Source organism: Rhizobium sp. CFBP 13644, from assembly GCF_014842165.1.
Classification (GTDB): Bacteria; Pseudomonadota; Alphaproteobacteria; order Rhizobiales; family Rhizobiaceae; genus Agrobacterium; species Agrobacterium tumefaciens_C.
Genome location: NZ_JACYVF010000017.1, coordinates 1 through 20,807, shown reverse-complemented (window position 1 = coordinate 20,807; position 20,807 = coordinate 1). Strand labels below are relative to the sequence as shown.

At 52.4% G+C, this 20,807-nt stretch carries 12 protein-coding genes, 1 tRNA gene and 5 pseudogenes; 9 read left to right on the top strand and 9 right to left on the bottom strand.

Going from position 1 to position 20,807, the window contains the following annotated elements:
* Positions 1 to 609 precede the first annotated feature (609 nt).
* Positions 610 to 881 (bottom strand): annotated as a pseudogene (locus tag IFT53_RS23150) (ATP-binding protein); the annotation flags it as partial.
* Positions 882 to 1,642: 761 nt separating this feature from the next.
* Between IFT53_RS23150 and IFT53_RS23905 the strand changes: the two are divergent.
* Positions 1,643 to 1,932, top strand: a pseudogene (locus IFT53_RS23905) (hypothetical protein); the annotation flags it as partial.
* Between the two features lie 496 nt (positions 1,933 to 2,428).
* On the opposite strand, the pseudogene IFT53_RS23145 reads toward IFT53_RS23905, so the two are convergent.
* A pseudogene (locus IFT53_RS23145) lies at positions 2,429 to 2,694 on the bottom strand (type II toxin-antitoxin system RelE/ParE family toxin).
* Positions 2,691 to 3,000: pseudogene (locus IFT53_RS23140) on the bottom strand (type II toxin-antitoxin system RelB/DinJ family antitoxin). Before IFT53_RS23140 ends, IFT53_RS23145 begins: the two co-directional pseudogenes overlap by 4 nt.
* Positions 3,001 to 3,368: 368 nt before the next feature.
* On the opposite strand from IFT53_RS23140, the gene IFT53_RS23135 reads away from it, so the two are divergent.
* From IFT53_RS23135 to IFT53_RS23110, 6 genes are all read left to right on the top strand, one after another.
* Entirely contained in the window at positions 3,369 to 3,818 is a 450-nt protein-coding gene (locus tag IFT53_RS23135) for a hypothetical protein (protein ID WP_206758585.1), read from the top strand.
* A gap of 18 nt (positions 3,819 to 3,836) precedes the next feature.
* Positions 3,837 to 4,244 (top strand): thioesterase, encoded by a 408-nt coding sequence (locus tag IFT53_RS23130; protein ID WP_192068364.1) that lies wholly within the window; start codon positions 3,837 to 3,839, stop codon positions 4,242 to 4,244.
* Positions 4,245 to 4,355: 111 nt separating this feature from the next.
* Positions 4,356 to 5,306, top strand: coding sequence for an iron-siderophore ABC transporter substrate-binding protein (locus IFT53_RS23125; RefSeq protein ID WP_192068362.1), 951 nt, complete (start codon positions 4,356 to 4,358; stop codon positions 5,304 to 5,306).
* Positions 5,307 to 5,316: 10 nt separating this feature from the next.
* The gene (locus IFT53_RS23120) at positions 5,317 to 6,330 is read left to right on the top strand and encodes a FecCD family ABC transporter permease (RefSeq protein ID WP_244656456.1); all 1,014 of its coding nucleotides are present in this window, start codon (positions 5,317 to 5,319) and stop codon (positions 6,328 to 6,330) included.
* Positions 6,330 to 7,307, top strand: a complete 978-nt coding sequence (locus IFT53_RS23115; protein ID WP_192068359.1) for a FecCD family ABC transporter permease — start codon at positions 6,330 to 6,332, stop codon at positions 7,305 to 7,307. The genes IFT53_RS23120 and IFT53_RS23115 overlap by 1 nt, the downstream gene beginning before the upstream one ends.
* Positions 7,300 to 8,103: an ABC transporter ATP-binding protein gene (locus IFT53_RS23110; protein ID WP_192068357.1), complete on the top strand. Its 804-nt coding sequence runs from the start codon at positions 7,300 to 7,302 to the stop codon at positions 8,101 to 8,103. Before IFT53_RS23115 ends, IFT53_RS23110 begins: the two co-directional genes overlap by 8 nt.
* A gap of 62 nt (positions 8,104 to 8,165) precedes the next feature.
* On the opposite strand, the gene IFT53_RS23105 is transcribed toward IFT53_RS23110, so the two are convergent.
* Both IFT53_RS23105 and IFT53_RS23100 read right to left on the bottom strand, forming a co-directional pair.
* A complete protein-coding gene (locus tag IFT53_RS23105; RefSeq protein WP_342365869.1) occupies positions 8,166 to 10,442 on the bottom strand; it encodes a TonB-dependent receptor in 2,277 nt (758 codons plus the stop codon).
* 29 nt (positions 10,443 to 10,471) lie between these two features.
* Positions 10,472 to 11,473, bottom strand: a complete 1,002-nt coding sequence (locus tag IFT53_RS23100) for a siderophore-interacting protein (RefSeq protein WP_192068355.1) — start codon at positions 11,471 to 11,473, stop codon at positions 10,472 to 10,474.
* Between the two features lie 274 nt (positions 11,474 to 11,747).
* Here IFT53_RS23100 and IFT53_RS23095 point away from each other — a divergent pair.
* Positions 11,748 to 12,933 (top strand): annotated as a pseudogene (locus tag IFT53_RS23095) (IS3 family transposase).
* A gap of 309 nt (positions 12,934 to 13,242) precedes the next feature.
* The gene (locus tag IFT53_RS23090) at positions 13,243 to 13,941 is read left to right on the top strand and encodes a hypothetical protein (RefSeq protein WP_192068353.1); all 699 of its coding nucleotides are present in this window, start codon (positions 13,243 to 13,245) and stop codon (positions 13,939 to 13,941) included.
* Positions 13,942 to 14,897: 956 nt separating this feature from the next.
* Here the strand turns inward: IFT53_RS23090 and IFT53_RS23085 are convergent.
* The 4 genes from IFT53_RS23085 to IFT53_RS23070 form a co-directional block, all read right to left on the bottom strand.
* A complete protein-coding gene (locus IFT53_RS23085) occupies positions 14,898 to 15,338 on the bottom strand; it encodes a hypothetical protein (RefSeq protein WP_192068352.1) in 441 nt (146 codons plus the stop codon).
* A 798-nt stretch (positions 15,339 to 16,136) separates the two neighbouring features.
* Entirely contained in the window at positions 16,137 to 16,706 is a 570-nt protein-coding gene (locus tag IFT53_RS23080) for an adenylate kinase family protein (RefSeq protein WP_244656457.1), read from the bottom strand.
* Between the two features lie 220 nt (positions 16,707 to 16,926).
* On the bottom strand, positions 16,927 to 17,517 hold the full coding sequence (locus IFT53_RS23075; RefSeq protein ID WP_192068340.1) for a suppressor of fused domain protein: 591 nt from the start codon (positions 17,515 to 17,517) through the stop codon (positions 16,927 to 16,929).
* Between the two features lie 2,866 nt (positions 17,518 to 20,383).
* Positions 20,384 to 20,460, bottom strand: a tRNA-Met gene (locus IFT53_RS23070).
* Positions 20,461 to 20,807: the final 347 nt, after the last annotated feature.

Here is a 20,807-nt window from a genome sequence, read left to right as displayed (position 1 = left end):
CCGCCGCCCTCGTCAGTGAGCGGACTTATAGAGGACACACCCGAAACAAGTCAACAGCAGGTCAGACAGAAAATACAGAAAAACAGTAAGTCACTGGTTTTAATGCGGTATTTTCAGTTTTCGGCGATGGGGAGGCTCTTGTTTTTAGAATGCCCAACTTTCATCCAGTTTTTGGATAAGGTCTCGGGTTTCTAAAGTGGCCTTATGCGGCCTGTTTTTGCATAACCGCTTTCATTGAGGACTCACCTGTACCAATGTGGTGCCATTCTACCTTTGTATCTTGGCACTATATGAGAATGGCGATGAAGGTCATATTTGGGGCGTTGTTTGAGACGGTGCCGTTCGGCTTCCCTGTCTGGCAATGCGACTATCCAGTTCGCGAGCTATTCCCCCCCGGCACGGATGTATCGGCGATCATGCGCAGGGATTGACTGGCGAGGTCATCGACAACCGCCAGCACACTGAATCGATGAACCGTCGGGTGTTGATCTTAATTGAGCACTGACCCGGTATTTCTACCGAGATTTGACCCTTCTTTTAGATATGTTTCGGCTACGATGATTTGGTCACGTCGCTGTTTTTCTCCGATGTGTTTTTCTGTCCATGGGCTCAGCTGTTCTCGAAGCGGAATCCGTCGTTTCCGGTTTCGAGGATGTGGCAATGCTGAGTGACCCGGTCGAGCAGCGCGGTCGTCATCTTGGCGTCGCCGAACACGTGGCCTATTCGCTGAAGTTGAAGTTTGTGGTTATAACGACATTGGCGCGCTCGTAGAGCTACCTCAGATGGAAGAGCAACTGGCCACCTAACGCACTGAACGGGAGGTAGCTGCGCTCATCGAGGATCACCATGTCGGAATGGACAAGTCGGCTGGCGATCTGCCCTGCGGGATTGCAGAATTCCGGCTCATAGAGGTAGTGGCTGGCCATTGCCATGAAGCGGACATTAACGTCGCGTTCTTCGCACGAACCTATTTTGTCGATTGATGTGCGCATGTTGTCATAAATGCCACGTCGGGGACGTCGCCAAAGACACGGAATGCATGATTATGGGCATCAATCAGCATCTTGTGTGTTTGGATGAGGGATGTCCGAAGGATGAACGCGCGGCTCTAGCTCAGCTTCGTATTGGCCACCTGCAGTTTAGTGCATTCATGGCCGATGATTGCCCAGTCTTCCGACCAGTCGAACTAAAAGGCTTCACCCGGATCAAAGGCCAGCGAAACGTATGTCCCATCTCCCGAGGTTTGCAATTCTCTCTAAAAATCGGCCTTCTCAAGCAACTGAAGCGACACGCCTATACGACCCATCATGGCGAAGGCTCAGCACATGCAACTGCTTCATGGTCCCCGTCTGCTTGCGGTTCTTCTTCGTTTCCGTCCTCAGGCAGGCCGTTAATCAATCAGCAAAAAGTTCAAGCGTACCGGCCGCTCGGGAACTTTGAACTTCGGTTTTACACTCTCCAGACGAAGATATCTGCGCACGGAATTCCAAGGCAGACTGGTCCTGCGACCGATCTCCCGGATCGATAAATGCTCTCGAAAATGCCCGCGTCGGATCACGCTCAATAACGCCATGTCGATCACTCCATAACCCTCGCTGAAAACACGTAGGGCAAGATTCAAACATGGGTCAATTCTCGCACCTCACCTGCCCTCAAGCAGGCGATCCGGCTAGCGGTCCGAGCCACGCCGCGTCCGCGAAACGCAAAAGCGCCAAGGCCGTGACCGGGCAATTTTGATGGTGGCCTTTGCCTCCGGTGGCCGTCGGCGCAGCGAAATCGCTGGACTGCGCAAAGAGCAGTTGACGGTCGACGTGCCGATTGCGGTCGACAACGCCCCTCCCCTCGCTCTCCATTCACCTCGGCCGGACAAAAACGTCCGGAAGTGAAAACGATGACGTTGTTTATCTATTTTCTTGGGTTATATCGTCTTTGACTAGGCCAAACAAAACGAAGCGTTCTGCCCAGCTTAAGCGTTGAACGCAAAAGGCGCATGCACAGCGAGCCCCCAATACCCAACCTTCAGTCCGGCAGCATATTCGATCGAGTCACTGTTGCCTTTCACCGATTTTGGCCAGCGTCGCTTTTACGTAGTCAGGGGAGACACATCGGCCGGCGAGAAGGTCCGCTATTACCTAATTTTTCACCGGTTATTCGCGCGGCTCTGCACTGCACTGCTCGCTACGTCCGTCAGCCACATTTTAAGGAACGAATGATTCAGACGCGGTTTCGAACCTCTGGGAACCTAGTATGCGCATAGAATGCCTGCCAGTCGACTATAGGTCGCCGACGCTCATCGTAAATGTATTCAGCGCTGCTGGCGGGACAGATACACGTAATCCACTGCCTTGCAGGTCTTGGGTACGAGCCGCAAACACCTTGGTCCGGAAGACTAGGACTAGGCTAACTGATTTGGAATATCTTCAGGCCATTATTGAGCCCCGTTCAAGACACGCAGTACTCGAACCCTAGCTTCTATTATTGGGTACGCTGCGAGGTAAGGCGTTCCGCCAATTACGAGCTCGCGTGTCCCGGCAATTCTGCCAACCCGGCCACTTGCTGGAAATCGATCAGGCGACGCACTGCAGCGACGATCCGTTCATCAACCAGGATGGCAGCTGCAGGGTTCTCCATCTCGATAAAGGTGAAAATGGCGTCGTGATCTGATAAAGCAAACGCAGACCAAGTTAGGTTCAAGACGTTATACCCGCCGCCTTATTGCGCGCAGCCTGCCGCCGCTTTTCGAAATGAGCCTCGACTTCATCGTTGGAAATATCCGGTCTTGTATCATTAAGCGCCTCAAGCACCTTGGCACGAAACCAAGTATCGTGAGCCTCGCTGCCTGAAAAAAGTTCAAGCGGCAACACGCCCTCGTTGGCGGTTCTCGTAAGCAATATGCCGGACCGCGTCTGACACCGTCAGTCCCATACCTTCAAGAACTAGCGACGCCCGGTCACGAACGTCAGCATCGATACGAGTTTGAACGAGCGCATTTGCAGCCATCGCTATCTCCAGATTGATATGTTTTAGTAATGCAATTGAATTACAAAATCCAGCACTCAGTCTTCTATGAACTCGCTTTTCCCTTTTACGAATTTGAATTCTCGGTATCTGAGAATCCACTGAGCCAGAAGTGCCTTTGAACGGCCTTATCTGCCTCATGCATGTTCTGGAAGGCTTTTTGACCGTTGAGATCTCGTTAACCTCATTCCCTTAGCAAGCCGCCCCCGGCCTGACTGTAATCTGCAAGGGAAACCTGAATGAGCATAGATCAATCGGCAATCGTCTTTCGGCGCAAGATATCCAGCGTCTGCGAAATGAAGTTGGCACCGCTCACAGACGCAAGACAATTTCGCGCACTTTCGGAGTACATGACCGGTCTTATTGACGACCGGATGCCTCCTCCAATGCTGGGCAGGCACGTCAACTGGGAAGAAATCTCGCTTGCAAGCGGTCTTGGGCAAACATCAGCAGCACTCAGGAGGGTCGCCCAGTATGGTTTTGACGCCATATCACGGTGGCTCGCTGAAACGGGGCTAGGCCATATAATGCGCTCGGTCTCCCGCAAGTCAACAAAGACACGCAGCTGCGCAAAAAGTCTCGCAAGCAAACGCATCCCTACGACGGCAAAAATCAGCCACCGCCCGAGACCTGGTCCGAAGGCCAAACCTATTGAAGAATTCCCAGAGCCGTTTTTCGATACTTATGAGGAACCGGTGTCTTTTCAGGCAGATCTCCTATTTCATATCGACCGCTTCGGTGAGAGCTATTACCATTTGCATCGCGCCATACCTTCGCCCGGCGTGATTGGCATGACCTAGGCCTACCCGGTCCCAGACGTGCTGTTTATTCTTGGCTGCAACCCGCCTGACCGGATCTTGGAAAACCGCGATCAGTTCCACCCTCTGGAAAGCGAGAAATTCTGGAAAGCGATTGCTGATCTGGGAGGGACACGAAGGGAGCTGCTCGATATGCCGGAAGCACTCGAGTTTTTCGAACCCGTGGTGCGCAATGATTTCCGGATTTGTGAAACCTATGAGCATGTGCCGGGAGTTCCTCTTGCGTGCCCGGCGCATGTCTTCGTTGCCGAGAACGATACGCTGGTCGACAAGGAGACGGCAGCAAGCTGGCAAAATTTCGTAAGCGGAGACGTGACGGTGCACACGGTTCCTGGACTTCATATGCTGGAGCGCCAAGCGTTGGATGCGATGCTGGACAGGGTGCTCACCCTGTGGCGCTGCCAATAAGCCGCGACAAACCTAGCAAATTGCGCCGCGCCGTAATGGTTAGCTGTGACAATTGGCGCGCAACGAGGATTTCGCGCCATTGCGCTGACCGACTTGCCAAGCTAGTTTAACATGAACAAAACTTTCATGTTTGGATTCTTCATGCGCTTTGCTGTCTTGGCTCTACTGGGTATCATGCTGTCTTCCCCCGTATTCGCTCAGTGTAACGGCAGGCTTATCGAAAAAGGCGCCTTTCTCCATCCGCCTTTATGCGCTCCCAAAGAGCCCAAACGCATCATCTCTCTCGTCCCTACGTTTAGTCTTGCCGTCGCGCTAGAGCTTGGCTTGCCTGTGGTGGGCGCACCGCTATTTGGAATGAGCGACGAGGATCTGAAATCAAAAGCCCAGGCTGCAGGTGTAGTGGATCTCGGTTCCTTCATGGAGCCCAGCATCGAAAAGATCATCGCGCTCCGTCCCGATCTTATTATCGGTAGCGAGTTCCTTGGTGAAGAAGCCTACCAGATGGCGTCAAAACTGGCTCCCACTGCCCTGATTACTGCAGCGAACTGGAAGGATTTTTATCGGACGCTGGCAGATATTACCGGCATCGACGATGATATCAACGGTCGCTTCGCTGAATACAAAAAGCGGGTCGCGGCAATTCGGGAGCGGGTTCCGAATGATGTGCGGGTATCCGTCGTGCGCATCACACCCTGGGAGTTCCAGGTCTATATGGATGAACCCGAAGCATGGGCACCATTCGACGTGCTTCGGGAAGCAGGCGTAAGACGCACGGATTTTGAAACATCCGAAACAAAGGTTGGAACGAAACGCCTCGATTTCGAGGGATTGGCGGGGCTCAACGGCGATATTCTGCTCTACATCGTCGGAGGTTCCAACGATTCAGCCACGAGCGGGAGACACGAAGCGGTGCTGGCGAACCCGTTGTGGAAAATGTTGCCTGCCGTCAAGGCAGGACGTGTTTATCGCGTCAACGAAGCCACCTGGATGGAGTTTAACGGTCTGGCCTCGGCCAACAAGGTTCTCGATGATATAGAGACCTACACCATTTCGAGGCCATGAGATGGGTGCCATGAGGTTGACGGGCATCACTTACACTGCGATGCGGATACTAGTCTTTTGCCTGATTGCCATGCTGCTTAGTCTCGTAAGCCTTTGGTCGCTGACGATCGGAACCACTGCTATACCGCTCAGTGATGCCTTGCGCGCGGTGATGTCAGAAGGAACTACCTATCAGGATGTTGTCATTTCGACCATCCGGCTGCCGCGCGTCCTTACGGCCATCATCGTCGGTTCGACATTGGGGGTTGCCGGGGCTTTGATGCAGGCCGTGACAAACAATCCGCTCGCCTCGCCTGATCTCTTGGGCATCAGTGCTGGTGCAGCATTTGCCGTCGTCATATCCATCGTTTTCTTCAACACACAATCTCCGTTGGCGTTCTTATGGTTCGCCTTCGGTGGGGCCACGGTCGCAGGGCTCTTGGTCTATATGATTTCGTCGACCGGCGTGTCTGGTGTTACCCCTGTCAAGCTTGCCTTGTCTGGCGCCGTTTTGAGTGTTTTTCTCGGTTCAGTTTCAGCCTCACTTCTGATTTTCGATATGAAAGCCATCGACACGATAAGAATGTGGTCGGTTGGTTCGTTGACAGGAAAGGATATGGCCTCGGTCTCAGCCGTCGCACCCTTTGCTCTGGCGGGAATTGCGGCGACTTTGCTGCTTGCGCGGGAAGTGACAACACTCAGCCTTGGTTCGGAGGTTGCGCAGGCTGTCGGACAGAATGTTTTGTTATGGAGAGTTGTTTCGGGAGCCTTGGTCGTTCTGATGGCAGGAAGCTCAGTCGCGCTTGCTGGCCCTATCGGCTTTGTCGGACTAGTGGTGCCGCACATCATACGCTTGAGTGTCGGCCTCGATTACCGTTGGATTTTACCCTTTTGTGCGTTGTCGGGCGCGCTACTGGTTGTGGTGGCAGACGGCGTGCAACGAAACCTGACGGGGATAGATGTTCCGGTGGGTGTGACACTTGCACTGATCGGCGCACCTTTCTTCATTTGGCTGGCGCGATCGCGCGCTGGTGGGATTGCTTGATGCGCAGCGTGTTTGCATTAGTCGTCATGACGGCCGTCATGCTGTTCCTGGCTCTGGCGATAGGCGACCACCCGGTTGCAATGGGGCAGATTTTTGCTGTTCTCACAGATGGCCCCGCAGCGGATGCGCAGTCGATACAGATCATCCGCGATGTACGACTTCCAAGGGTCGTTCTGGGGTTTCTTGTGGGCGCGTCACTTGCAATTGCTGGCCTGATTGCCCAGTCGGTGCTTCGCAATCCATTGGCAGAGCCGGGGTTGATAGGGATCAATGCTGGCGCCGCACTTGCTGCGGTTATCGTCATTGTCAGGTTCGAGGTGCCTCCGACACATCTTCTGTCTTTGCTGGCATTTTCAGGCGCATTTATCATGTCATTTTTAATTTACGGCCTGTCCTGGAATAACGGAACCTCGTCGTTGCGTATCATACTCATAGGTGTAGGCCTGAGCTCGCTGGCGTGGGCCGGTGCAAATTTTATTTCCGCCTTCGGAGATCCCCAAGCCGTTCAACGCGCGATGGTCTGGTTATCCGGCAGCGTATACAACAGCACCTGGGAAAAGAGCCGGACGCTTGCAGTCTGGCTTATGATCGGGGTGGCAGGCAGTTGTCTGATTGCGCGTGAAATGGACATGCTTTCGCTCGGGGATGAAACGGCAAAAGCCCGGGGACAACCAGTAGAAGTTATACGTGCAGTGATGTTCGGCCTTTGCGCCGCTTTGTCCGGTGCTGCCGTCGCTGCGTCAGGTCTGGTCGCGTTCGTGGGCTTGATCGCGCCGCACATCGCTCGCTTGCTCGTAGGCTATTCTCATGGCCTGTTGCTACCGGTCACAGCACTTATCGGCGGGATTTTGGTGGTTGCGGCAGACCTTGCAGCCCGAACCCTGTTTACACCGGCGCAGCTGCCAGTCGGATTGATGACGGCTATTCTTGGCGCGCCTTTTTTTGCTTACCTCATGTGGCGGAAGAAAAATGCCTGACAAGTCTACTCCGCCGATACTAGGGACGAGAGACGCCTCGATTGGATATGGCGCCAAGCTTATCCTGCGCAATCTAGATATTTCTATTCCCAAGGCTCGCTTCACAGTACTTCTTGGTCCCAATGGCTGCGGAAAATCAACACTGCTTCGAGCGCTCGCTGGCCTGATCCGACCACAACAGGGCTCCGTGTTGCTCAACGGAGGTGAAGTTTCGGGGTTTTCGAGAAAGCGACTGGCCCAACAAATCGGGCTCCTTTCCCAAAATCAGTCGGCGCCTGAGGGTATGACGGTGATTGATCTGGTGAAGCAGGGCCGCTATCCCCATCGCACCTTGTTTGGTCGATGGACGAAGGAAGACGACGAAGCCTGTAACGAGGCCTTGGCTGTCACTGATACGGTAGATCTCAAAGACGAGAAGTTTGACACGCTTTCCGGAGGCCAGCGACAGCGCGCATGGATTGCGATGACCCTGGCGCAGCGAACCGACGTTCTTCTCCTTGACGAGCCTACAACCTTCCTCGACCTCTCACATCAGATCGATACCCTGCGACTTGCGCGAAAGCTGGTTCGCGAAAGGGGTGTGACCGTCGTCGCGGTCTTGCATGACATCAATCAGGCAGCGCGATATGCTGACAATCTCGTTCTCCTGAAAAATGGTGTGATCGTCTCCGAAGGCTCCCCGAGCGATATCTTGACGCCAGACATCGTCAAGCGCGTCTTCGATGTCGACGTGACGATCATGGTCGAGCCGCACTCCCAGGCGCCGATCTGCGTTCCGGTGGAAGTCACCCTGTAAAGAAAAACCCGCCATGTGAAAACCTGACGGGTTCAGAGATGCATAACTGCTGATCGGACTGATCAGAAGGTCGCGTTTACGCGTATGCCGAATGATCGACCTTCGCCGACCGTAGCGGTTTGTCCATTGGTCGCAATCGAGGTCAGATACTCTTCATCCAGAAGGTTTTGCGCAAAGGCAGTGATCTTGAAGTTGTCTTTCTCGTAGCCAACGTTTGTGTTCAAGACAGTAAATGAATCAAGTGACCGCAGATTGTTGACGTCGCCTTTGCTGTAGTAGCCATCGGTGAAGGACACGTCGCCGCCTGCGAAGAGACCGCTCTCATGCTTGTAAATGCCCCCGAAAGAGGCGGTGAGAGACGGTGCTTCGGGAAACTCGTTGCCTGCGAAGTCGCCCTTATCGAATTTTGTCTTCATCAGACCCAAGCCACCAAACAGCTCCAGGCCATTATCGAAACTGTAGCGAATGTCGAGTTCCGCACCGTAGGAATGCGATTCCGCAGCATTGAGGCTGATTGTCTGGCCAGGGAACCGCGGGTCGAATTCAAGCGGAACCTGTTGGTTCTTATAATCGTAGTAGAAGATATTACCGTTTACTTGCAGCCTGTCTTCCAGCCACTTGGAACGGTAGGCAAGTTCATAGGCCCAGAGAGTTTCAGGGTCGACTTTGTTGACTGTCGTTGTGCCAATCACGAGCTCCGAGAAGCCCGGTCTGTAGCCTTTAGTCGCGGTCGCAGCCAGATTTTGATTCTGGTCCAATTCGAAGGCTAGACCGATCTTTGGCAGGAACTCGGTGTTCGAAACCGAATTATTTTCGGTAAGCGGCGTGTAACCAGGAATAAAAGGAGGGGCGAAAAGGGTTGATACATCCAGCAAGCTACCCGCGTAATTGGCCGAGACTTTGTCATGAACCAACCGTCCGCCCGTCAAGAGCGTCCAACGATCAACAAACTCGTATCGGGTGTCCGCATAGAGCGCTACAGTTTCACTCTTATTCTTTGCATCCAGTAACTGGAACGGCACGATGATTGGGGTGGTTTCCTCGGCAACTGCTTGGATGTTCGAGTTAAGATCAAAGGTAGAACGGCCCGCGAAAATACCGAAGACCCCTGAGAATTGCGACTCCTCAGTTCCGTAGGTCAGACGAATATCCTGGGAAAAGTCTCCCCCCTCGCGTGTGTCGTCACGAATGAACTGCCCTTGGGTAAGCGTCGAAGTCCGGGGAGAGTTGATATCCACATCCGTGTCTACGAACGAGGTAATCGATTGTATTTTCCAGTCTTCGTTAAATTCATAACTCAAGTCGGCGATGTAACGATTGACGTATGTATCCCGCCGTTCTGCATTCGTCGCATCAAAACGTCTGGCGAAGAAGTCAGGACCGCTCACAGCCCCCCATGCCGGTTTGTCATGTGTGCGGCTGACAGTGAAAAGGCCCTTAAATCCGGCCCATTCGGCTGGTTCCCATAGCAGCTTGCCGCGAATTTCCTCGAATTCATTTTCGCCTACGTCTGAAATAGACGGATCGACATAGTCGATACCGTTTTCTCCACGGAAGATTTGTCCCGAGATACGAAATGCCAATTCGTCCTTGACGATCGGTGCCGAAACGGCAAAGGCGCCCGATCTGTACTTGTCAGTGCCAGCCACGCCTTCAAAACTTGCTTCCGGAGTATAGGTCGGGTCTTTCGTCTTGATGACGACCGAGCCCGCGAGGGCATTGCGCCCCTGTATAGTGGATTGCGGGCCACGCAGAACCTCGACTTGCTCGACATCCCAGACGCCTCGTGTTCCACGTCGCGTTGCCTCCACACCCTGTTCCGCACCGTCCACGACCACGGAAATGACCGGGTTCGAGCGGCTCGGAGCGGTTACACCCTCTGAGCTTAGTCCGCGAATTACAATGTCAGAATTACCTTCGCCGCTTAAAAATGAGCGGATGTTGGGCGCGCTGTTCAACGCATCGTTGAGTGTCGGTCGAACGAGATCGTGCAGTTCCCCGCCTGTGAAAACCTCAACGCTGGTGAAAGTGGTAAACTGATCACGTCCGAATTTCTCGCCAGAAATGACGATGGTTTCCAGCACCGTTGCCGAACCCTCATCATTTGCCGGCGGCTCCTGAGCTTTCGCTTCCCGCGCACCCGATCCCACCGATGCTGCTGTTGCGACGATCGCGATTGCTGTGCAAGCCAGAAATGGTTGCATTTTTCTTGAAAGTGTCATGGTCCCTCTCACCGGTATACCCCTGTGAGAAAAACAGTTAGGCAATAAAGTTGAGTGGCGCAATCCACTTATTGCAACTTGATATGACGACCCACAACCGTTGCGGATTTGCACCACGCGAGTGTCCCCAAAATTGCGGCACACCGTTATCGAGTCCAGTAGGAAGCTGCTCGTATTTCATCCTTTCTGAGCCCAAGTGAACCTAAAATCTCGCGAGCTTGATTGACTTCAGATCGCTCGCCAGCGAACCATACAAGGCGATCATTGTCTGGGATTTGGAGACGTTTAAGTTCATGGATGAGGCATATGCCATCTCCGCGGACCAACCATCGTATAGATACGTTACTCTTCGTGTGGAGGTCCTGCTTGTCACCTGCGTCCGATGTGAGAATAGTCGCAATACCTTCAGTTTCCGGCGCAAGGTCTTGCAATATGCGCGCGATTGCAGGCAACGCGGTCTCGTCACCAAAAAATGCAATCCATCGCTCGCTTGTAAGCCACTCTCCTCCCGGCCCCATGATAGCAACCTCTGCACCCGCGCTTAGGGTGCTACACCAACGAGTTACGCGCCCTCCGTCATGTGCAAAGACGTCGAAATCGAGCGTCCCTCTCTCAAGATCGACGGTACGAGTCGTATAGACCGGCCGGTGCCAGTGACTTATACCGCCTGGCCATTCCACGCGTCCGCTTTCTGCCAGAAATGGCCATTGGCCAAGGTGGCTTTCCGGTGGGAAGAGCAACCGGAAATGAAGACCATCACGAGAGAAGCGCTCCAGTGACGGCCCCGAGAGCCTTAGGCGGTAGTAGGACGGATAGATTCGGTCACATGATTCCACTGTAGTGAAGGTCAAATTGGGCGGAGCGATGCCGGGCCGAGACAACGACCACTGACGTTGCGGAGCCATCGCAGCTTCGTCTAGCCGATGGTCCACCGCCTCCTGCAAGAGATGAAGTTTCATTTGGTCGTCTGCGTACAGTGTAAGCCGCAGGCCGCTCTTTTCCTCGGTCGCGCAAATCTGGCCAAACGGAAGATCTAGGATGAGGCCACCAGCGCTCTCTTCGAACCGGAGCGAGCGCTCCAAGGCCCGGTCCTTAATTATCTGGAAGCCGAGTGCCGGTGAAACATCGAGCAATGTTGTCGTCTGCATTTTCCACCTTTGTGCCTCAAAAGCCTCGCATCGCCCGGATAGGCGTCTTATATCGTCCTCTCTGTCGAAGCAACGCAAGCGATCGCACTCATCGAAAAATTGCCTTTCGGGCAAAAACTTCAGGACGCCCTCCTACAAGTGCTACAGAATGAATAGAACCACTTACCGTTGAGCTAAATCGATATTGCCAACTCTCGGATCTTGCGGTCCTTGGCCTGCTGCCGGTTTCATGGACATCGAGTTAAAGTGTTCCTCCTGAAACCGGAGAGCATGAATGCAAAGACGGATTTTCAGCCGCGAATACAAGCTTGAAGCAGTGAAGCTGGTCAGGGAACGAGGGGTCACTGTTGCCCAGGCGGCCCGTGACCTTGATGTCCACGAGAATCTGTTGCGCAAATGGGTTCGGGAATACGGCGACGATCCCAGCCAGTCTTTTCCTGGAAAAGGCCAGATGAAGCCGGAGCAAGTTGAGATCGAGCGGCTCCGCCGTGAAGTCGTCAAGCTGAAGGCGGAGCGCGATATCCTAAAAAAGCCCGCAGCATACTTTGCCAGGGACGCGATATGAAGTTCGCGTTCATTGCAAAGCACCGTTCGATCTGGCCCCTCTCGTCGTTGCTTTGCAAAGACTGCCGGGCAAAGGGTGGCATGGCCCTGCGAAGCGCTGGGAGTTTCTCGTTCAGGTTTCCATGCCTGGCTCAATCGTTCTCCGAGCGAACACGCCTGTTATGATGAGGTTCTGCTGGACAAGATCACGCAGAGCTTCAAATCCAGCGACCGCACTTACGGTGCTCGCTGCCTATGGCACGACGTGTTGGAAGAAGGGTTATCATGTAGCCTCCATCGTATTGAGCGGCTGATGCGTTTGAACGCGCTCAGGGCCAGACCAAGACGGCGTGGATTGCCAAAGGATGCCGGTGACCGTGGCGTCATCATGCCGAACGTGCTGGACCGTCAGTTCGTGGCATAGCAGCCGAACCAGAAATGGGTGGTCGACTTCACCTATATCTGGACCGCAGAAGGTTGGCTGTATGTCGCTGCCGTCATTGAACTGTTCTCACGCCGTGTCGTCGGCTGGTCTATCAATGCCAACATGACGGCCCAGCTCGTCACAGATGCGTTGATCATGGCGATCTGGCGTCGAGGAACACCAGATGCGCTCCTGCATCATTCCGATCAGGGAAGCCAATATACGAGCGAGCAGTTCTAGCGCCTCATGGGCGACCACGGCATCACCTGCTCGATGAGCCGCTCTGGAAATGTCTGGGACAACGCCGCGATGGAGAGCTTGTTCTCATCATTGAAAACGGAGAGAAAAGCACGGAAGGTTTTATCGCACGAGAAACGACGCCAGAGCGCTTGTCTTCGATTACATTGAGCGCTTCTACAATCCGAAACGACGCCGCTCGACACTGGGCTATCTCAGCCCCAATGACTTTGAAACCAAGGTGGGATTAGCTTAACCTTGTGTCCGATAAACCGGCAGCAGGCAAAATGGCGTAGCGTAAGGGAGAGGGTGATAAAGCAGACACGCTGTCTTTCTGGGTGGCGGTAGGCCCGAATGGGCATAAAGCGTGCGCCTACTCAACCAGCTCTCCTGAAGGGCTACTAGACAAATTGGTGCAACGCCTTGGGCCTCCGGAAACATCTGAAACAGACGATACGATCCAATTTCAGTCGGCGTATTGGACGCGAGAGCAACTGGTATACAGACTTGGACAAGTAGGCTCCGCCAGAAGCATAAATGTCGGACCAAGTTAAATCATAACGTTATGAAATTTGTGGAGAAAGGTTTCCAAATGGATTCGCGGGTCACAACGTCAGCAGAATGGCAGGAATTTGTAAGCCAAAGAGCAAAGAAGCTTGCCGACCCCGTGTTAGCCGATGCGCTAGCAAGGTTTCAGTTGGTTCCAGGGGGTGCCCAGTCCGAGGTAGCAGACGCTTGGGTCTACACCGGGGACATCGAAATTGAAGGCGACTTCATACCTTCTTCGGGGCTAACAGTAATCGACGGCGACCTCACCGTTACCGGCAGGGTTTCGACGCGAATTGATGGCGGCGATGGTAATGTTACCCTTGTCGTATTCGGCAACCTCAAGTGCGCTCAGCTTGAAAACGACTGGGCAAGCATAATATTCGTAACTGGCGATGCCACAGCCACCGAATGGGTCTTCGCAGCGAGAGAAGACTCTTCAATGGTAGTCGGTGGCAACTTTAAGACGCCTATCTTTATCGGAGCTGACATATGGGTATCTGTGGGTGGCTCCGTCGAAATGGATTATGGCTATGGGTACGCGGTAGCTCTAAAATGGTTTGCCGATGCGTACGGCGCTCCGCAGATAGAGCCGACCGCCAGTTGGCGTGAGTTAACACTGAAACTGGGTTTGGGGCGTGGCCGCTTGAACGAAGAGGAGTTGATGCCGTTACTGGAAGAGCGATTGTACACGACGGGCAACTTGATGCCGGTCTAATGAACGAAAGGACAGGTAGTCACTGATTTTGCTAGGTTTTTTAGGATAGGTCTAGCAATTATCGTTTTAGGACTCCCGCGTTGTTCCTCGTCACGCCATCTATAGATTCTAGTCAGTTTCCAACCTGCAAAGTCGGACAAATAACGCCATTCAAAAGGCCCAACCTGAGGCATGTGTAAGTGGCCCGAGGTAGTGTCCTCACCTCAAAGAAAGGTGAGAATGCCGAATGAATAAAAAAGATCAATGCAAGCGCCATGGAAATTGGGTCAGCGCAGCGGCAATGTGGTCTCCACGAGTGCGAGGGCTCTACATTGCCGAATTGATTATCTTCGCTTCTCCCGCGATGATCATTCTAGGCTACGTCGCTGGACTCGCCTTAGTAGCGAGTAGCCAATATTTCGTTATTAGCGTTTGGTCTGCGTTTCGGTACGGCGGCGTAGAGAATACGCAGCGCATAGTGGGCAGCGCAATGGGTGTCAGCTTTGCCGTTATCAGCATATCAGCCCTTCGGCTATTTCTCAGGCTATCGTTATATTATGTACGAGGAAAACGAACTGCGCCATTACGAGCGTGGCAGAGATACCGGCGTGGTGTCTATTGCGCGTTGTTTCCGTTGGTTCTTCTTCCCTATGGTATCTTCGTATCCATAGTTGTTGAACCTTTACGTTCTGCTCTACCTCTCTTGTCCTTATGTTTAACCATATTGTACCCAACGGCTCATCTAGGGATGGCTTTGAGAGCGGCTGATGCCTCACAAAGCCCCTAAGTTTCATAGCATATTTTGATCGATGGTGAGGTGAGAGCTACGCCCGTGAGCCGGGAGCCGGGAGCCTATCGTCACCGGGTCCTTCCCCATAAGCGGGCGGAGCAGTGCAGTGCAGAAGCCGCCGACGCTCTGCCCGCCCGGTTGGAAACAGCTTCGACCTATGCCGTCCCGCTTGGCTGTTAAATCAGCTTCAGCTCAAAAAGCTTATAGGCGTCAATTCGTTCCGCAGCGCTTGCCACTCCTCAAGCACGGCTACCGTCAGGGCTTTGTTTTCGAGGTCATCGTCATGAAAGCCGGTTAGGGAAACGCCCAGCTTGAGAAAAACTATAAACCCGTACATTTCGAATGCTCCACCGGCATCAGTCTCCATCGCTTTCAAGACTGACAAAGGTTCGGCTAAGAAGATGTCGATATTCTCGTAAGTGATGCCTTCGGTATAACGGGTCGCCCCTATTTGAAATAATGCGCCGTCGCGGAAGGCTAAGTTTAGGTAATTTTCAAAGTAGAGTTCCGTAACTTCGTCACGAATTGAGCGGTCCTTTTCCTGACCAAGAATGCTCCCAACTTCGCTCATAGTCATTCCAAACTTCAGATTTCCGAGTCCCTGACCGGGGTGGATTTCTAACGTCATATCTGTTCCTTATGATACTGTTGCGTCGGAGCGGCTAGGTTTGTCTAAATCAGGCAAAGTTGGATCAGTATTGGTAGGCCTGGAGGTTTATCTGTCCACAGTACGCCCGGTGTAGAGAGCGGCCTTCGATCCTGTAGCTCTAATAACTCAGGCTTCGACAGGGCCGTCAGATATTCGTTCAATCACCCCACACCTAAAACGCTCACAGAAAATTGATCATGGGCATGTCCTGTTGTCGCGGCAACAGCGCTCGTGTGAATGCCCTCATTATGGCGGCCTATTTCCGTTGCAGAGCGCGTCGCAGACCTGGGCGATATCAACATGAGGTTAGATTTCTCCAATGAAAGTCTTCTCAGTTGTCCCGTTTTCCTTAAATAAGATCATTGCATAGGAATTTTCGCTGGAATCGTCGGGAATCGCGATATCGCCATTCAACGCCCTTCGTAGATTACCAACTTCGAGTTTTAAGTACCTTCTATCGATGGCTTCAATGTCAAACTTGATCGGGAAATCGTTATTTCCCGTTCTCCAGAAAACAGCCCATGAATCAGGGACACCGTCATCAAGCATTTCGCCGACAGCTACAGCATCGCCGTCCCAGATATAGTCGCGTGTATGCTCAAAACCTCACATATTGCTAGCTTTGCGTCAGCGAAATTGATGTCTTTCGAAATATAAACATCAACACCATGCGCCTTTGTCATAAACCCGCCCTCACACTATTCTAAACTTTCACTGGGTTTCTAGGACTGTCAAAGTTGCTATTGGGTCATCAGCCTTTTCACGGGATTCGACCCATCACGGAACCTTCATAGTGACGCCCGCTGCGATCTCTGCAGCGATATCCGTACGAGAGAGATTGGCGTTCACACGGAGACTTTTTCCGAGGTTAACGTAAAAATCCATAAGCGGACCCATCGCTAACTTGAAATGATTGAAATTGGTTTTCAGCGTCGATAGTCTCGCGCCTATGGGAACTCTATCGGCTGCATCGTGCTGCGCAGCCCGACTAATCATGACTTCGAATTCGAGATCGAAAAAAACCGCGAGATCAAGACATTTGCCGATCATAGCGAGCATATTTTGCAGTGCTTTGGCCTGGGTAACTGTCCTCGGAATTCCGGCTAGAATGTATTCTTTGCTATTTGGTTGAAGGGTTAGCCGCTGTTGGACAAGCCCAATAACTACGTTGTCGGGAATAGCTCGCCCGGAATCGATGGCTTGCCGAGCCTGCCGTCCGAGTTCAGTATTTGCGGCGAGTGCGTCGTTGATAAGCGCTTGGTAGGGTATGTAAATTGCTCCGCTGGCATTTTCCAGCAGGGTAGCTTGGGTTGCCTTGCCCGCGTATGGAGGTCCGAAGAATATCATATTCACCACAAAGGCGCTCCAGTGTGCAGAATGCCGCAGTAGGGCTCTATTCAGCCTGTCGATCAATACCAAACCGCATATAGCCATTCTAGCCCAAGCACATGAGATGCAGTTGATGGATTAGGGTCCGTATCCGGCTCAGCCGGTGCGAAGGTTCGGATAGCCGATGCATCGATAGTTGCTATTGCTTCAAAAAATCAGATGGAACGCACCCTGATAGCTAAACGGCGGATAGACGATCAAGATTTTCCCATTCGATGTCTTCTCTTTCAAACAGGTCCTCTAACACATCAGTAGAATTTTCTTGCGCTTGCGAAATCTCCGCTTCTGATACCGGTAGCACTTGTAGCCATGACACACGCTGACCAGAAAAGACCTTCATGTCTTCCAGGCCATCATAAGCAAAAGGGGTTGTAAGAAATGCGTGCGGCACATGGGCTGAGTTTCGAAACTGCCCGATCAAGTTGTGCAAGAAGATGCCGGGCCGCGCAAACCCGTTAACCTTCCCTACAAAGACAGCAGTTCGAAACAGCGCTTGCTCCATATCGGCGTCTTGACCTGTTTGTGCAGAGGCAATGAATTCAACTCTTGTGTCCGGATATTCTGCGCCGTCGTCTTGGAAAAGAGGGTAGCTTGATGTCCCGATTGTACTCATCGTTACCATACCCGGCGCTGGATAGTCCGCTACTCTGGCAATTCCGATAAAGAACGGGTCGTCGTTGGTCTCTCGATGGATGAAAATTTTCGGGCGTTGTCCGAATACGTCTTCGCGATGCTTTGCGATGGCTTTCTCGCAAGAACTGACATCCATCGTTCCATTTTCCTGTTGGTTGTATTTCGCTTACTTATCTAATGGAATTTGGGATATCTCGCTACCCCCGATAGTGTGGGACCTATTCCCTGAGTAAGCCGTTTCGGCTACCTTCTCGACTGATACAATCTTCCATTTGGACGCTTGTACTTCTCACATCGCTTTGTGCGCTCTATCACTATGGAGAACGCTACCCTTCCCTTTTTTCGCGCTACTTACTCTATTGGGTTATCGCGTTTATCGCGCTTGTACTCGGCGCATGTATTTCGGGACTGATCCTTTTATTCGAACTTTTTAATCCGGTGATTGACAGAGTAAATGACTGGGTGATTGATCGAATTCGGAAGCCTTGATGCCACAGGAGGCCATACCCCCTTATGTTAACCTTGGACCTTCCGAGAACGTGCAAATTCGCGACTGTTGCCAGACTCAGGTATTCCTGAAAATTCGAAGGTTTTGTTCGTTCAAGCTTCAGGCTAAGTCAAAAGGCCCTTTGGTGTTTGACTTAAATTACGCGCGAGCTTTAGCACCAATGCTGGGACTCATTGGGCTCAGGTTTAATGTTTCGCTCATGTTCATTGTGCCTGCGTCTGCGGCAATCGCTGTTATGCAGCCCGGTCAACCACCATGGACATGCTCTGTCTGGTCCACATGCACCTCAGCCGACACATGTGTAGACTCGTCAGGTCGACGGATGAAATTCGGCCTTTCTCAGATATCGGACGAAGCGAAGAGGTATCACCTGGCGGGTGATGATGGAGATGAGCAGGTCGCATTGGAACTTCCCGACTTGGATTCCACTAGGCAATTTGCAGAAACCTACACCTCTGTTGACCCCGCACCGGCCATCCTAATTCGGAACGACTTGATTTCCGACACGCATAGTTTTGGTTGCAGACCATCTCGCGGCGCGGTGACGGCACCCATTTCATAGAAAATGAAAAGATGCTCGTTTCGTGTAACAGTATCCGGAAGTAACTGAGGAAGAAACCAGACGGCTGATCGCGTCGTTCACCGGCAGCCGCGTGGCAAACAATAGGGGACTGTCTATTGAGGTTGAGCAGCAGCAACACTGCATTCTGCGAAAGCTTTTATCTGGGACCGGGTTTGGGGCCAGTTCGCGATATCGGGGGTCTAAAAATGCCCTCAATAGATACCGTCGCGACGTCAAACAGGAAACTGCAGCCGGGATTGGGATAACGGTCCTTGCTCGCGCACTGGATGAGTTCGGTAATTTCACCGTTCTTCATTGCGATGTACGATGTTGACGAAGGGGAACGGTCCATCCGGTTCTGGTTAATAAACCTCTGAAGTCCTGGAACCGTCGATGGCACAAGCTTTAAATCAGGCGGGGCATTCAGACTGGAAAAATGACCTTGCAAAGAGTTTAGCAACCTGTTGGCGGTGCGGGCGATGGGCCATCCAATGGAGACATTGAAGGTGGTCAAAAGTCGGCGCTCCATGAGAGGTATCTCTTTGCCTTGTGAATCGCGCTTATCTTGTTCTGTGACTGGCGTCATCGCTGTGCATCTGAAACCGAGCTACCTAAACCTTCATACCTGGCTTTGGATGTTTTGACGGGAGCGACTCAAATTGGATAGGATACCGGATGGAAACCGAGCTGGCCGGTATACCTGATTGCTCCCCTTGGTGTGGTAAGATCAAAGTTCTATCTAGAAGTTTTCCTATATTCCGGAAGCCGCTGCAGGCGGCGATGTCGGGCAAAGTTGATGCGTCTGGCAATCTCGCATACGCTTTCTCTGATTGCCAACTTTTGTAAGACCAGTGGGCAACCAGCGCGGCCGCTGGAATTGCGAGCCCGACGCAAGCTGCGAAAAGCCCGCCGCGTGAAAGAACTCTTTGGTCGGCGAGTAAGAGCACGAACCGAGTGATATGAGCAGCGACAGCACCGACTACGTAGATAATGATCGGGACGCTAAGCGCCATGAAAACAAAGAAATCACCAGTGCCTGCGAGCGCTATCATTGCGCACACAAAAACAATGTGAGCAAGCAGACTGATCCACCAATCACGCCTCGAATGTATGCGCAGCATAGGAAAGAAAAATCCTAGCCCATAAACCAAGGCGATTATCAGGAAGTAGATCATATGATCATATCGCTCCAAGAATGCAAAATGTTGGATGTTTACCTGCTGACACCACCAAGTAAGGGCAATCGGCTAGTATCTTCACGTTAGGCTTTGTCCAGAGATGTTGTTCGGGAGCGGGCGCGATAGAATTCTCTGTTTGAGCAACCTGTCTCCACGCGATCACCTATACTCTATTGCTCTGCAGCCGGCTGATTCTTGTCGTATTGTAGTTTTTGATAAAAAACAGGAAATGCAGCACAATTAAGAAGTATATGGCGTTGTTTGCGTTGGCTGAAGCCTGCCTCCATCATAGAATTGTACGCAAGCCATTCACGGCCAGTTCTCCTTCGAGTGCGTCGTTAATCAGCGCTTGATAGGCTATGAAAATTGCTCCGCTGGTAGTTTCTAAGCTGTAATGACGAATTAATGTACGTTTAACGAGCTGTTTCTGAAGTCAAGGGCGTTACTGCTCAGGCTAGCAGTTTCTGCCACGGCTCTAACAGGCCGATGCGGCCAGAACGATTTCACGAGATGCGGCGTTGCACATCTTCACTCAGGTCGTTCAGTCTCTGGGGGGGGCGGCTCTCGCTCGTGCTCTGCACCGGACGTTCGGACATCCTAGCTGATGAATGTTGACAAGAATCGGTAAGTTACGTTCGGGATTTTTTAGGGAGATTTGGGCTTTGACGGGCAGTTCCAGGAAATTTGGTTCCCGATTCTTATGGGAACCAAAAATGCATTAGCCGCTAATCATCAAGATTATCAACCACTTATTTGGTTGCGGGGGCAGGATTTGAACCTGCGGCCTTCAGGTTATGAGCCTGACGAGCTACCGGGCTGCTCCACCCCGCGTTACCAGCGTAAATCCCGATGGGATTTTCGCGACAGAGCAAACTCGAAGAGTTTGCGTCTCCACCCGACTTTTGCCGAAGGCAAAATGTCGTCTCGGTCCGGTTTTTGCCTTGGCAAAATACCGTTGTTAGAACTCGAGGTGACTAGATCCACCTGACGAGCCAAATGGCTTCTTATCTGTCCCTATCAAAGGACGCCTTTGGCATATGCCTTTAACGACGAAAGGCCGCTTGCGCGACCCTTGGTATCGGCTGGGCCGAAGGAGTGTGTTGAGAAGACTGTTTTATGATTTGTTGCGTTTTGCAGACCTGGCAGCGACCTACTCTCCCGCGTCTTAAGACGGAGTA